Origin of the sequence: Phocaeicola sp. (assembly GCF_048170425.1) — a bacterium.
Lineage (GTDB): Bacteria > Bacteroidota > Bacteroidia > Bacteroidales > Bacteroidaceae > Phocaeicola.
This window is the reverse complement of record NZ_DBEXBB010000277.1, coordinates 1-13,163: the sequence shown is the minus strand read 5'-3', so window position 1 is coordinate 13,163 and position 13,163 is coordinate 1. Positions and strand designations below refer to the sequence as shown.

Genomic DNA, 13,163 nt, shown 5'->3' with positions numbered 1-13,163 from the left:
CAGCTAAAGCGGCATGACATGAATTTACAGACAGGAGCAGAAGAGGTCATCAGACTTCTTCCGGAACGTCATGTCCAACAGATAGGACTATATGAAAAAACACAGAAAAAGGGCAATAATAATGGCATATAAAGTGATTATCCTCTATCGACTTTATATGCCATCTTACTTTTAGGGACATTTACTGAATATCCCTTATTATATCTCCCCTCAAAAAACCCTTTCAAACAGCTTTCAAAAAAACGCCTTTACGTTTACATTCAAACGCAAGTGCGTTTCAAACAAAACGCCTTTGTGTTTTAAGTAAAACGTACTTGCGTTTGACCTGAAACGCCTTTGCGTTTTTCCAGTCCTTTCCCCAGTCTTTCCTCAAAATTTATAACTTGTTGATTTTCTGAAAGAAACACACATCCTGATAAGAAGTGCCTACCCGTACCCAGTCCTTCAGGATGCCACATTCAGTATAGCCTGCCGAAGTGAACAGCTTCCGGCTGGCCACGTTCCCCACCGGCGCACAGGCATACAGTTGCCGGAGGCCTAACAAAGAGAAACAGTGCGATTCTAAAAGAGAAAGCGCCGCCTGCGCCACTCCCTGTTCTCGCAGGTCTTTCCGTACCACAATCCCCACTTCTGCCCGGTTGTGACGCGCATCAAAGGAAAACACATCCACAATGCCGGCCACTCCCTGTCCCTCACATACAATCATCAGCCGCAGTTGCCCGTCGGCATACAAGTCATTCTGGTTCTCGGCAATGTAACGTTTCATCTGATAGCGGGAATAGGGTCCCGTGGCCGTACCCAGTTCCCAGAGTGCCGCATCGTTCTCAAAAGAGAGCATCACCTCCAAATCCTCCGGCTCGGGTGCGCGGAGACTGATATTTCCCTGTTTCATGGCTTGTTCATTTTTCCGGTTCATCCTTCTGCAAGTCAAGCTCCCGCATCAGTCGGCCACGCCCCGGCACACAAAACAGCGAGGCCACCAGCAACATCCCGACGCACAGCAGGCTTTTCACGTCAAACGTTGTATAATACACCGTCAGGTTGAACAGCGCCGGAGCCAGCAGCATGGCCAGACGGATTTCACACCAGCGGCGGTAGCTCACCAATGCTTCGGGCAAGGACAACTGACGGACATAACGCGTCAGCGAAAGGCTGAACATGCGCAGCGACAAGGGTATCAGGCACACCGTCAGCAGGATGCCGACAGTCTGCAAGATGTATTCTTCCTGTGCATCGCCCACCATACTCCCCTGAGGCAGCACATCCGTTTCATACAACACACACCCTGCCACGACCAGTATCCAGCACAAGGCAAATTCCGCTTCCAGCACGCGGAGCAGACGAGTCATTCTTTTTTCCATATTTTTCTATCTTTAAAGGGTTCCGGTAAACGCCACGCGGTTCACAATGGAGCGTCCCAGCGTCACTTCATCCGTATATTGCAATTCATCACCAATGGAGATTCCACGGGCAATGACGGTTATCTTCACGTCGCAGCCCGCCAGCTTGCGGAAGATGTAAAAGTTAGTAGTATCCCCTTCCATGGTGGAACTCAGCGCAAGGATTACTTCCTTGACGGTACCTCCTTTCACACGGTCCACTAAGCTTTCAATCTCCAGGTCGGAAGGTCCGATGCCGTCCATGGGCGAAATCACCCCTCCTAACACATGATACAGCCCGCGATACTGCTGGGTGTTCTCTACCGCCATCACGTCGCGTATATTCTCCACCACACACACCGTGGTCACGTCGCGCGAAGGGTTGGAACAGATGCGGCACACATCCGTATCGGAAATATTATGACACACCTTGCAATACTTCACCTCTTTCTTCAAGGTAGAAATGGCACTGCTGAAAGCCTCTACCGTGGCTGTGTCCTGACGCAGCAGGTGCAGCACCAGGCGCATGGCCGTTTTCCGTCCGATGCCGGGAAGCTTGGCAAACTCCCCCACCGCTTTTTCTAGTAAAACTGAAGGATATTGTTGATTCATGCTTATCGTTTCTTTAATACGAAAGGCAAAAATACGGATAAAACGAAAACCGACCTCCATTTCGCGGACATTATTTTCAAGGAAGTCTTCCACCGAATCCCGTTTTTATATTACCTTTGCATAAAACAACTCACAGATATAACCTATGGACATAACCAGCGCAGAGTTCGTCGTAAGTAACTCACGGGCCGACATGTGCCCCCAGACTCATCTTCCGGAATATGCCTTCATCGGACGTTCCAACGTGGGAAAATCCAGTCTCATCAACATGCTGACCAAGAATCCCAAACTGGCCATGACTTCGGCCACACCGGGAAAGACCTTGCTCATCAACCACTTCCTCATCAACAAGGAATGGTATCTGGTAGACCTTCCGGGCTACGGCTATGCCCAGCGGGGGAAAAAGATGATGGAGAAAATCCAGAAGCTCATTGAATACTACGTGCTGGAGCGGGAGCAGATGACCTGCCTGTTCGTCCTCATCGACAGCCGGTTGGAGCCGCAGCGCATCGACCTGGAATTCATCGAATGGCTGGGCGAAAACGGCATCCCCTTCGCCCTGATTTTCACCAAAGCCGACAAGCAGAGCGTGGGAAAGACGAAGGCCAGCGTAAACCGTTTCCTGGACACGCTGAAAGAACAATGGGAAGAGCTGCCCCCACATTTCATCTCTTCTTCGGAGAACAAGACCGGACGGCAGGAAATCCTCGATTATATCGAACAAGTAAACCGTTCGCTCAAGGAACAGGCCGAATAAAAATATCCTCCAGACTGTCATCTCCCTAAAAACAGTCTGGAGGATATTTACATATACTCCCGTTCAGCGTGAAAAAACAATGTTTCCGTCCCTGCTCACATCCAACTGGACATTGTAACAGGCTGCTCCGTCAGGAATACAGAGTGTGGCCACATAACGATAACCTTTCGCATCGACTTTCACAAAATCCATATCACTCAGAATAGCGTTTTTCAGAAAATCAGCAGGTACCACACGGGCAAACATGTCCTTATTTATATCTTTAGAAAACAAACGCTCCTTTCCCTTATACACGCAGATGTGGATAATATTGTCATAGTAAACCGTTTCCACCGGAAGACCTTCTTCATTGATGCTGACAAGAGTCACCCGCTTCTTGGTCGGGTTGATATACGCATAACCTCTGTAACGCTCCCCTCCATAGAAAACGACCGAATCTTTTTCAAACACTTCACTCTCCATTTCCTGCACGGGAACCACTGTACCAAACGACAGGGTGTCTGATTCTGCTTTATGCAGACTCACCACCTCCCCCATCGATGTGTGGTATCGCAAACTGTACGACAGACATTCTTCTATGACATAATGAATAGGTTGGGCGCTGTACACCGTCATTGTGTCATTGTGTACCCTGAAAGACATCGGGGCATTAATCTGGCTGGCATAATAAATGCTGTCGCCTTGAATCTTGAATAAAGGTGCCTCCGTGTTGTCATCCAGCCAGATGCCTTGCAGCCGTTGTATGACTTCCTGATTTTCATCCTGCTTTTCTGCTCTGTTCTGCTGGGGCGACAGACATCCTGCCAGCATTCCCATTCCCCCAAGGAGCATTGCCAAGCCCGTTTTTTTCATGCGTAAATGAATTTCTACATTTTTCTCCGGCAAAAATACAACAAATTTGGTTTTTCACCGAAAAATGCCCGTTGAAAGATACCCCACATAAGAGAAAAATGTATTATTTTTGCAATATGATTGAACTATCCAAACATATAGAAGTATTATTGCTGGAGAATGATTGTGTCATCGTTCCTGGCTTAGGGGGATTTATTGCCCACAAACGGCAGGCCGCATACTCCATCTCAAAAGGAGAATTTATGCCACCCCTCCGCACCATCGGTTTCAATCCGCAACTGATAATGAACGACGGGCTGCTGGCACAGTCGTACATGCAGGCTTTTAATACCGACTTCCCCGATGCCACCCGCCGGATTGAAAAGACTGTGGCTGAAATGAAAGACCAGTTGTATCAGCAAGGGCAGGTCACCCTGCACAACGTGGGTACAATCTACTATAACATGAACGGCGGTTATGCCTTTGAACCGGCAGCCACATCTTTCTCCACCCCAAACCTGTACGGACTGGAAAGCTTCACGCTTCCACAACTGCAGACACAGCCAGTTTCTTCTCCGAAACCGTTAGTTCCGGAAATACACGAAGAGGCAAGCAAACCGAAGAAACATTTCTCCTTGCGCCATTTTACGCGCAATGTGGTGGCCATAGCAGCAGCTGTATGTCTGTTCTTCGTGCTCTCCGTTCCGGTGGAAAACACGTACATGGACGATGCGAATTATGCTTCCTTAGGTTCTATCAGTATGTTTGATGCCATCCGCAACCAGTCGGCGGCCACCAGTATACAAACAGTTCCTCAAACAGCAGTAGCGCAAAAGGCTGTAACGAAACAGGCGGGCGAAAAGCGTGTCCGTAACAACGTGAACACGTTGAAACCGGTAGCCGTGAAAACAGAGAAGATTGCTGCCGCACCTGCCGCAAAGACTGCCGTAGCCAAAACGACGGCAGCAAAAGCTGAAACGAAAGCCGCCGCACCCTCCAAACCGGCTTCCGCACAACCTGCTGCAAGCAAGAAAGCGGCCTACATCATCGTAGCCAGCCTGACCACTTCGGACGATGCGCAGCGGGAACTGAAAAAATTCCAGCAGAAAGGATACAAGAATTGCCAGGTGCTTGAATCGGACGGACGCTTCCGCATCGCACTGGAAAGTTATGCCACTTCAGGTGAAGCTTACCAGAAAGTGCAGACGCTGCGTAACCAGGAGGAATTCAAGAATGCCTGGGTATTCACATCAAAATAAATATGCCCTTTAGAACAGAATGAAAAGAGTAAGATGCCCCAAATGTGACAACTTCATCCAGTTTGATGAAACCAAGTATGGAGAAGGACAGTCACTCGTTTTTATCTGTGACAACTGCAAGAAGCAGTTCAGTATCCGTATCGGAAAATCGAAACTGAATGCCGCCAACCGCAAGGAGGAAGTAATTGACGAGAAAGAAGGCATGCAGGATTTCGGCAACATATTAGCGATAGAAAACGTTTTTGCCTACAAGCAGGTGCTTCCGCTGCACGAGGGGGATAATCTCATCGGACGCCGATGCAAAGGTAACGACATAGACATCCCCATTGAAAGCAATGACCCGAGCCTGGACCGCCGGCATTGCTACATCAACGTCAAGAAAAACAAGCAAGGGAAAATCATTTATACCTTGCGCGACAATGACAGCATCACAGGAACTTTCCTGATGAATGAGATTTTAGGACCGAAAGACCAAATCCGCATTGAAGACGGAGCTATTATTACCTTGGGAGCCACAACCTTGATTCTGAGGGCTGCCGAGGGACAAACAGAAGAATAACCGCACACGGACTCTATCATTTTAGGATAACTAATAACTAACAAACCTTTTTATTTCGATTATGGCTTTTACAAACAACGTAATGATTGTCCGGCACAAACTGCTGGAAAACCTGGTTGCTTTATGGAAAGAGAATCAATTAGTAGAAAAAATTGACCGTATTCCTTTGGAAATCAGTCCTCGCCGCTCACAGGCGGTAGGACGTTGCTGTATCCACAAGGAGCGTGCCGTAACTAAATATAAGCTGCTTCCGCTATTAGGCTGGGATATGACCGACGAAACGGACGAACTGACCCCGCTTTCTGAATATGCCCGCAAGGCACTGGAACGCAAGGAAAGAATCAAGGAAAATATTCTCTGTGTCATCGACGAAGCATGTTCTTCTTGTGTACAGGTGAACTACGAAGTAAGTAACCTTTGCCGGGGTTGTGTGGCAAGAAGCTGCTACATGAACTGTCCGAAGGGAGCTGTACACTTTAACAAGAAGACTGGTCAGGCACAGATTGACCACGACAAGTGTATCAGCTGTGGTATCTGCCACAAGAGCTGTCCGTATCACGCCATCGTCTACATTCCGGTGCCTTGTGAAGAAGCTTGTCCGGTGAAAGCCATCAGCAAGGACGAGCACTACATCGAGCACATCGATGAAAGCAAGTGTATCTACTGTGGAAAATGTCTGAATGCCTGCCCGTTCGGTGCCATCTTCGAAATCTCTCAGGTGTTCGACGTGCTGGAAGCTATCCGCAAGGGAGAACAGGTGATTGCCATTCCGGCTCCGTCGGTATTGGGACAGTTCAAGGCTACCATCGAACAAGTGTACGGAGCGTTGAAAGAAATTGGTTTTACCGATGTAATTGAAGTGGCCGAAGGTGCCATGCACACTACCAGCAACGAGGCTCACGAATTACTGGAAAAACTGGAAGAAGGACAGAAGTTTATGACTACTTCCTGCTGTCCGTCGTACATCGAACTGGTAAACAAGCATATTCCGGACATGAAGCCTTACGTATCGAGCACAGGCTCTCCGATGTATTATGCGGCCCGTATCGCCAAACAAAAATACCCGAATGCCAAAGTGGTCTTCATCGGCCCGTGTATCGCTAAAAGAAAAGAAGCACAGCGCGACGAGTGCGTGGACTATGTGCTGACTTTCGAAGAACTTCACCCGATTTTCCGTGGCTTGGGTATCGAACTGGAACAAGCCAACCCGTACAAAGTGGCATACGAATCCGTATGCGAAGCGCACGGATTCGCACAAGCTGGTGGTGTAGCCGGAGCCGTGAAAGCTTACTTAGGCCCGAAAGCCAACGGCATCAAGATTATGCAGTTCTCTGACTTCACGAAGAAGAACATTGGTGTGCTCCGCGCTTATGCCAAGACCGGAAAAGTGGACGCACAGTTTATCGAAATGATGGCTTGCGAAGGAGGATGTGTAACCGGACCAAGCGCACACAACGATCCTATAGCCGGAAAACGCCAGTTGAATCAAGACTTACTCAAACGTACTCTTAAGTACGAAAACAATAATCAGGAATAGCCCATGAGGGAACTTATTGAACGCCTTTACCGGGAGCGGACACTGGCTCCCGGTGAATTGCGTACCCTTCTGCTGGAGTGCCGGGGGGAAGACCTCGACCTTCTCATGCAAAAGGCACGTGCCGTAGCACAAAGCCATTTTGGAAATAAAATTTACATCCGTGGACTGGTTGAAATAGGCAATTGCTGTCACAACGATTGTTTCTATTGCGGTATCCGAAAAAGCAACCGCCATCTGAAACGGTACCGGCTGGATGCAGAAACCATTCTCACCTGTTGTCGACATGGATACGAATTGGGATTCCGCACATTCGTTCTACAAGGAGGAGAAGACAGCTACATGAACGATGACAGAGTGACGGAAGTGGTCGCTGCCATACGAAAAGAATTTCCCGATGTAGCCATCACTCTTTCACTCGGCGAACGCCCCACAATTTCCTACGAGCGTTTTTTTCAGGCGGGAGCCAACCGTTATCTGCTGCGTCATGAAACGCATAACGAAGCACATTACCGCCGCTTGCATCCTGAAAGCATGTCGCTGTCCAACCGCCTGCGTTGCCTGAACGACCTGAAACGCATTGGATTCCAAACAGGAACCGGCATCATGGTAGGAAGTCCGGGACAAACTGTCGACCACCTGGTGGAAGACATTCTTTTCATTGAACAATTCCGTCCCCAGATGATTGGTATCGGTCCTTTCCTTCCTCATCATGACACTCCTTTCGCTACCTGCCCGCCCGGCAGTCTCACGCAGACCCTGACGCTGCTTTCCATCTTCCGGCTGATGCATCCGCAAGCATTGATTCCCTCTACTACTGCCCTGGCCAGCCTTACACCCGACGGACGCGAGAAAGGCATACTGGCAGGTGCCAATGTAGTGATGCCCAACCTGTCACCGGTGGAACAGCGAAAGAATTATGCCTTGTATGACAATAAAGCCTCCATGGGTTCAGAAGCTGCCGAGGGACTGCGTCTGCTGACACAACGGATGGCTGTCATTGACTACGAAATAGATAAAAGTCGAGGAGATTATCCCGACAAGACATTATAAATTACATTACAGCTATGTACAAGATTGATTCTCAAAAGGCAGAAGAGTTTATCTGCCACGAAGAAATTTTAGATACCCTGGAATATGCCCAAAGCAAAAGCCAGGACAAGGAGCTGATACGTTCCATCATTGAAAAGGCTCGCCTGTGCAAGGGACTCTCCCACCGCGAGGCTGCCGTACTGCTGGAATGCAACGACCCGGAACTGGTAGAGGAAATTTACCGCCTGGCCCGCGAAATCAAACAGAAATTCTATGGCAACCGCATCGTGATGTTTGCCCCACTCTACCTGTCAAACTACTGCGTGAACAGTTGTACGTACTGTCCTTACCATGTAAAGAATAAGACCATTGCCCGCAAAAAACTGACACAGGAGGACATCCGCCGTGAAGTCATCGCCCTGCAGGACATGGGACACAAGCGTCTGGCATTAGAAGCAGGAGAAGACCCGATTCATAACCCCATCGAATACATACTGGAATCGATAAAGACCATCTACAGCATCAAGCACAAGAACGGAGCCATCCGCCGGGTAAACGTGAATATTGCTGCCACCACGGTGGAAAACTACCGCCGCCTGCACGAGGCCGGTATCGGTACTTACATTCTGTTCCAAGAGACGTATCACAAGGAGAATTACGAAAAGCTTCATCCCAGAGGTCCGAAAAGCAACTATGCCTACCACACAGAAGCGATGGACCGCGCCATGCAGGGAGGAATCGATGACGTGGGTATCGGTGTGTTGTTCGGCCTGAACACCTACCGTTACGACTTTGTAGGACTGCTGATGCATGCCGAACACCTGGAAGCGACTTACGGCGTAGGTCCGCACACCATCAGTGTACCTCGTATCTGCTCAGCCGACGACATTGACGCCTCTACCTTTGAGAACGCCATCTCCGACGAAATATTCCAGAAGATTGTAGCCGTAATTCGAATCAGTGTGCCTTATACGGGCATGATTATCTCTACACGTGAATCGCAGCGTTCACGCGAAAAGGTACTTGCCCTCGGCGTGTCACAAATCAGCGGGGGTTCCCGCACCAGCGTGGGAGGCTATGCCACCGAAGAACTGCCGGAAGAAAACTCTGCCCAGTTTGATGTGAGCGACCACCGCAGCCTGGATGAGATTGTGGCCTGGCTGTTGAGATTAGGCTACATTCCCAGCTTCTGTACGGCCTGCTACCGTGAAGGACGTACGGGCGACCGTTTCATGTCGCTGGTCAAGACGGGACAGATAGCCAACTGCTGTGCCCCCAATGCCCTGATGACGCTTCAGGAATATCTCTGCGACTACGCCTCACCCGAGACACGTCGTCTGGCAGAAGACATGATACGCAAGCAAATGGAAGAGATTCCGAATCCTGCCATCCGCAGAAGAGCCTTGGAAAATCTGGAACGGATTGTCGAAGGGAAACGCGATTTCCGATTCTAAAATGTGAACTTAAAGCCCTATTAAACGTATGAACGATACTCCCCGTGCCAACCGGCTGCACATCGGTCTGTTTGGCAAGCGAAATGCCGGAAAATCATCGCTGATTAATGCCCTGACGCATCAGGATACAGCCCTCGTATCGGATATTCCCGGCACGACTACTGATCCAGTCTTTAAGGCTATGGAAATCCATGGTCTCGGTCCCTGCGTATTCATTGATACGGCCGGTTTCGACGACGAGGGTGAGCTGGGTGAACTCCGCATCCGGCAGACACAGCGCGCGCTGGAGAAGACAGACATCGCCTTGATGGTCTGCACCGACGAACACCTGGACGAAGAACTGCACTGGCAGCGCTTGTTGAAGGAAAAGAACGTACCTGTTATCTGGATACTGAACAAATGTGATTTGTTACCCGATGCCGAACAGACGATGCGCCGCATCGAGCAGCAATGCGGACAGGTTCCTCTGCTAGTGAGTACCCTCACCGAAAAAGGACTGGACGATATTCTGCGCAGCCTGCGAAACAAATTGCCGGATGAGACCATGGCACAAGGCATCGTAGGTCGGCTGGTAAAAGAAAGTGACACCGTCATGCTGGTCATGCCACAGGACATCCAGGCTCCCAAAGGCCGTCTCATCCTGCCACAGGTACAAACCATCCGTGAACTGCTGGACCGCAAATGCCTGGTGATGAGCTGTACCACCGACAAGATAGACGCCATGCTGTCCGCATTAGCCCGTCCGCCGAAGCTGATTATTACCGACTCACAGGTGTTCCGCACGGTATATGACAAGAAACCTGCCGAAAGTCGGCTTACCTCTTTCTCCGTCCTCTTTGCCCAGTACAAAGGCGACATAGACTACTATATGGAAGGAGCCAATGCCATAGCCCAGCTGACACCAGAATCACGGGTACTGATTGCCGAGGCTTGTACCCATGCTCCGCTAACAGAAGACATCGGACGAGTGAAAATCCCGAACATGCTCCGCAAGCGTATCGGTGAAGGCCTGCGAATCGACATCGTATCAGGTACGGATTTTCCGGAAGACCTGGCCCCGTACGACCTGATTATCCACTGTGGAGCCTGCATGTTCAACCGCAAGTACGTGCTGAACCGCATCAGCCAGGCCCGCACCCAACAGATTCCCATGACCAACTACGGAGTAACCATTGCCTACCTGGCGGGAATTTTGGACAAAATCGATTACTGATTTCTGAGAAGCAAGACTAGTTACCCTTCGTTATTCTGACGTGAATCGGTCCTTCAGAGGACTTATCCTCCTCCAACCGAATAGTATAATACACATAATCGTCAATGCCATACTTCTCATACCATTTGCGTGGCTCTACTCCGGAGTCACGCAAACCACAAAAGTAAATACCTCCCTCTATGGGAATACCGGAAGTATAACTCATAATAGGGGTTTCGGGACCATCACCAGGTGTATACGTCTCCATAAGAATCTTAAATTTATCTATGCGTACAGTATCCGTAAACAACGGCATATTGTTTTCAGTCGAATGGAAACAAGTGATACGCAGACTATCTTCCTTGTAAGGTACAGCCATAAAGTCAAGTGTCTCTACACTGTCTACCAATATAATATGAAGGAAATCGGGTAATAGTTCACGCTCAGTGAATACACCTTTCCGACAAGATACCTTTTGTAAGGTAGCACGTTTTCCATTAAACTCGCCCCGGATTATCAGCCTCAGATGTTGCACACCTTGCATTTGGAAGTATTCCTGTAAAGGTACAGAAAGGGAATGTGCCGGGTACTCATAACTAACTTTCACTTGTTGTGCCCATACAGGCATGCTCAACAGGAGGAATAGGACTGCTCCCAAAATTCGTCTCTGCATAACGGTCTCTTTTATCTTATTTCCTTCAAAGATAGGTATTTCTGTCAAAAGACAAACCTCCGCCTACAAAAAATGTGGCGCATACTTCCCAGCATGCGCCACATCCTTATTCCTTCTTCCTAATATCAAACCATCAACATACGATTTCCCGTTCAATTTCCTCAAAGCGAGGGAACAGCAGATTGTTTTCCAAGTGGATATGCTCAAACAAGGCATCCACAAACGCTTCCAGTTCCTGCATCAGCAGACGGTAGCTGGCACAGCCGTCCTGAGGTACGGAGAAATGATTCGTCAACTGAATGATGTGCAGGTAGCGGTTTCCTTCCCCTTCGTGCTCCATCTTCATCACCCGGATAGGATTCGCTATCGTACCGCAGTGCATCGGGGCCATACGCTGTCCCTGCTCCTTCGCATCAAACAATTCATAGAGATATGGGAACAACACGTTCTCTTCTTTTTGAAGATGCATTTCCAAGTCCTCCAATGATTCGCTGACCAATGCTTTCAGTTCATGCAGCTCCGGATGCGCTTCCCCATGTACTCGTTCCACCTTCTCCAGCAGCGCCAATAGTTCCGGTCCACGGGCACGAATTCCCCGGTGATGTATCTTCAGGATGTAATCCATGAGCAAGTCCAGCGGCCACGAAGCAAAAGGAATCCGTCCGTTACCTGCTTCATCCTGACGGAACAATGCCTGTTCCACTTCTTCTACAGCCAGTCCCAAATCAGCACAAGCTTTTTCCAGCGTCACTTCGCCATGACAGCAGAAATCAATACCATATTTTTTGAACACGCTTGCCGCTGCAAAATCATCAGCCACAATTTGTCCCACACTCGTATGCTTCCATTCTATTGTCTTCATATTTAATTCGTTTTATTGATTACGGATGCAAAGGTAGGCCCTCCGGCAGAGAAACTTTGTCACATACGTGACACCGACCTATAACGAAAGTTAAACCTGCTTCTGCGAAAAAGAAGCGCACAGCGTTTGCAGAAAAACACTAACTTTGCAGGCACATAAGAAAATATTTGCACATGGAAACAAAAGAAATACCTATACTTCTGCTTACCGGTTACCTGGGAAGCGGAAAAACAACCCTGCTCAATTACCTGCTGAGCAACCGCGAAGGCATCAAGTTTGCCGTCATCGTAAATGACATCGGAGAAATCAACATCGATGCGGAACTGATTCAGAAAGGCGGCATCGTAGGTCAGAAAGAAGAGAGTCTGGTGGCCCTGCAAAACGGCTGCATCTGCTGTACCCTCCGTACCGACCTTATCGAACAGATATTCGAGCTGATGAAAATGCAGCGCTTCGACTACATCGTCATCGAAGCCAGCGGTGTCTGCGAACCGGAACCGATTGCCCAGACCATCTGTTCCATTCCTCAGTTGGGCAGTGCCTACACCAAGTACGGAACCTGCCGCCTTGACAACATCGTGACCGTGGTCGATGCCCTCCGCCTGCAAAACGAATTCGACGGTGGCAACGAACTTACCCGAAAGGACTTGGAGGAAGAAGACATTGCCAACCTGCTCATCCAGCAGATTGAATTCTGTACCACCGTGCTGCTGAACAAGGTATCGGAAGTCACTCCCGAAGAACGGGAACGCATCAAAAGCATCATCCGTACCCTACAGCCTCGTGCAGAAATCATTGAATGCGACTATGCCAAGGTAGACCTCAACAAAATTGTGGGTACCCGCCGCTTTGACTATGCACGGGTGGCCACTTCTGCCGGATGGATTCGGGAAATAGAACGTCCCGTATCGGAAGAAGAAGCGCATCCTCACCACGAAGCACATGAGCATCATGAGGAACACGAGCATCACCACGAGGAAGAGCACGCTCATGCACATGCGCATGAACACTCACACGAA

General features: G+C 49.2%; 14 protein-coding genes. 8 read left to right on the top strand and 6 right to left on the bottom strand.

The genetic code is table 11. The features are described 5' to 3' along the window. Nucleotides 1-376 precede the first annotated feature (376 nt). From ACMJ0U_RS10985 to recR, 3 genes are read right to left on the bottom strand one after another with little or no spacing between them, the layout of a single operon-like run. Entirely contained in the window at nt 377-892 is a 516-nt protein-coding gene (locus ACMJ0U_RS10985; RefSeq protein ID WP_417129959.1) for a GNAT family N-acetyltransferase, read from the bottom strand. A 7-nt stretch (nt 893-899) separates the two neighbouring features. Next, nucleotides 900-1,361 (bottom strand): hypothetical protein, encoded by a 462-nt coding sequence (locus ACMJ0U_RS10980; RefSeq protein ID WP_417129958.1) that lies wholly within the window; start codon nt 1,359-1,361, stop codon nt 900-902. Between the two features lie 12 nt (nt 1,362-1,373). After that, a complete protein-coding gene (recR, locus tag ACMJ0U_RS10975; RefSeq protein ID WP_417129957.1) occupies nt 1,374-1,991 on the bottom strand; it encodes a recombination mediator RecR in 618 nt (205 codons plus the stop codon). Between the two features lie 145 nt (nt 1,992-2,136). On the opposite strand from recR, the gene yihA reads away from it, so the two are divergent. Further along, nucleotides 2,137-2,748: a ribosome biogenesis GTP-binding protein YihA/YsxC gene (gene yihA, locus ACMJ0U_RS10970; RefSeq protein WP_007560486.1), complete on the top strand. Its 612-nt coding sequence runs from the start codon at nt 2,137-2,139 to the stop codon at nt 2,746-2,748. A 63-nt stretch (nt 2,749-2,811) separates the two neighbouring features. On the opposite strand, the gene ACMJ0U_RS10965 is transcribed toward yihA, so the two are convergent. Beyond that, nucleotides 2,812-3,600: a DUF4738 domain-containing protein gene (locus ACMJ0U_RS10965; RefSeq protein ID WP_417129956.1), complete on the bottom strand. Its 789-nt coding sequence runs from the start codon at nt 3,598-3,600 to the stop codon at nt 2,812-2,814. A 116-nt stretch (nt 3,601-3,716) separates the two neighbouring features. Here ACMJ0U_RS10965 and ACMJ0U_RS10960 point away from each other — a divergent pair, with 116 nt between their 5' ends. From ACMJ0U_RS10960 to hydF, 6 genes are all read left to right on the top strand, one after another. Beyond that, nucleotides 3,717-4,838, top strand: coding sequence for an SPOR domain-containing protein (locus ACMJ0U_RS10960; RefSeq protein WP_417129955.1), 1,122 nt, complete (start codon nt 3,717-3,719; stop codon nt 4,836-4,838). Between the two features lie 19 nt (nt 4,839-4,857). Beyond that, nucleotides 4,858-5,397, top strand: a complete 540-nt coding sequence (locus ACMJ0U_RS10955) for an FHA domain-containing protein (protein WP_417129954.1) — start codon at nt 4,858-4,860, stop codon at nt 5,395-5,397. Nucleotides 5,398-5,458: 61 nt separating this feature from the next. Next, nucleotides 5,459-6,934, top strand: coding sequence for a 4Fe-4S dicluster domain-containing protein (locus ACMJ0U_RS10950; RefSeq protein WP_417129953.1), 1,476 nt, complete (start codon nt 5,459-5,461; stop codon nt 6,932-6,934). 3 nt (nt 6,935-6,937) lie between these two features. Next, complete coding sequence (gene hydE, locus ACMJ0U_RS10945) at nt 6,938-7,984, top strand: [FeFe] hydrogenase H-cluster radical SAM maturase HydE (RefSeq protein ID WP_417129952.1); 1,047 nt, start codon at nt 6,938-6,940, stop codon at nt 7,982-7,984. A 14-nt stretch (nt 7,985-7,998) separates the two neighbouring features. Then, the gene (hydG, locus tag ACMJ0U_RS10940) at nt 7,999-9,417 is read left to right on the top strand and encodes a [FeFe] hydrogenase H-cluster radical SAM maturase HydG (RefSeq protein ID WP_417129951.1); all 1,419 of its coding nucleotides are present in this window, start codon (nt 7,999-8,001) and stop codon (nt 9,415-9,417) included. A gap of 28 nt (nt 9,418-9,445) precedes the next feature. After that, nucleotides 9,446-10,630 (top strand): [FeFe] hydrogenase H-cluster maturation GTPase HydF, encoded by a 1,185-nt coding sequence (hydF, locus tag ACMJ0U_RS10935; RefSeq protein ID WP_417129950.1) that lies wholly within the window; start codon nt 9,446-9,448, stop codon nt 10,628-10,630. Between the two features lie 16 nt (nt 10,631-10,646). On the opposite strand, the gene ACMJ0U_RS10930 is transcribed toward hydF, so the two are convergent. Both ACMJ0U_RS10930 and ric read right to left on the bottom strand, forming a co-directional pair. After that, the gene (locus tag ACMJ0U_RS10930; protein WP_417129949.1) at nt 10,647-11,282 is read right to left on the bottom strand and encodes a hypothetical protein; all 636 of its coding nucleotides are present in this window, start codon (nt 11,280-11,282) and stop codon (nt 10,647-10,649) included. Nucleotides 11,283-11,415: 133 nt separating this feature from the next. After that, complete coding sequence (gene ric / locus ACMJ0U_RS10925) at nt 11,416-12,144, bottom strand: iron-sulfur cluster repair di-iron protein (RefSeq protein WP_417129948.1); 729 nt, start codon at nt 12,142-12,144, stop codon at nt 11,416-11,418. A 173-nt stretch (nt 12,145-12,317) separates the two neighbouring features. Here ric and ACMJ0U_RS10920 point away from each other — a divergent pair. Further along, nucleotides 12,318-13,163: CobW family GTP-binding protein (locus ACMJ0U_RS10920; RefSeq protein ID WP_417129947.1), on the top strand; the 846-nt coding region annotated here is incomplete at its 3' end.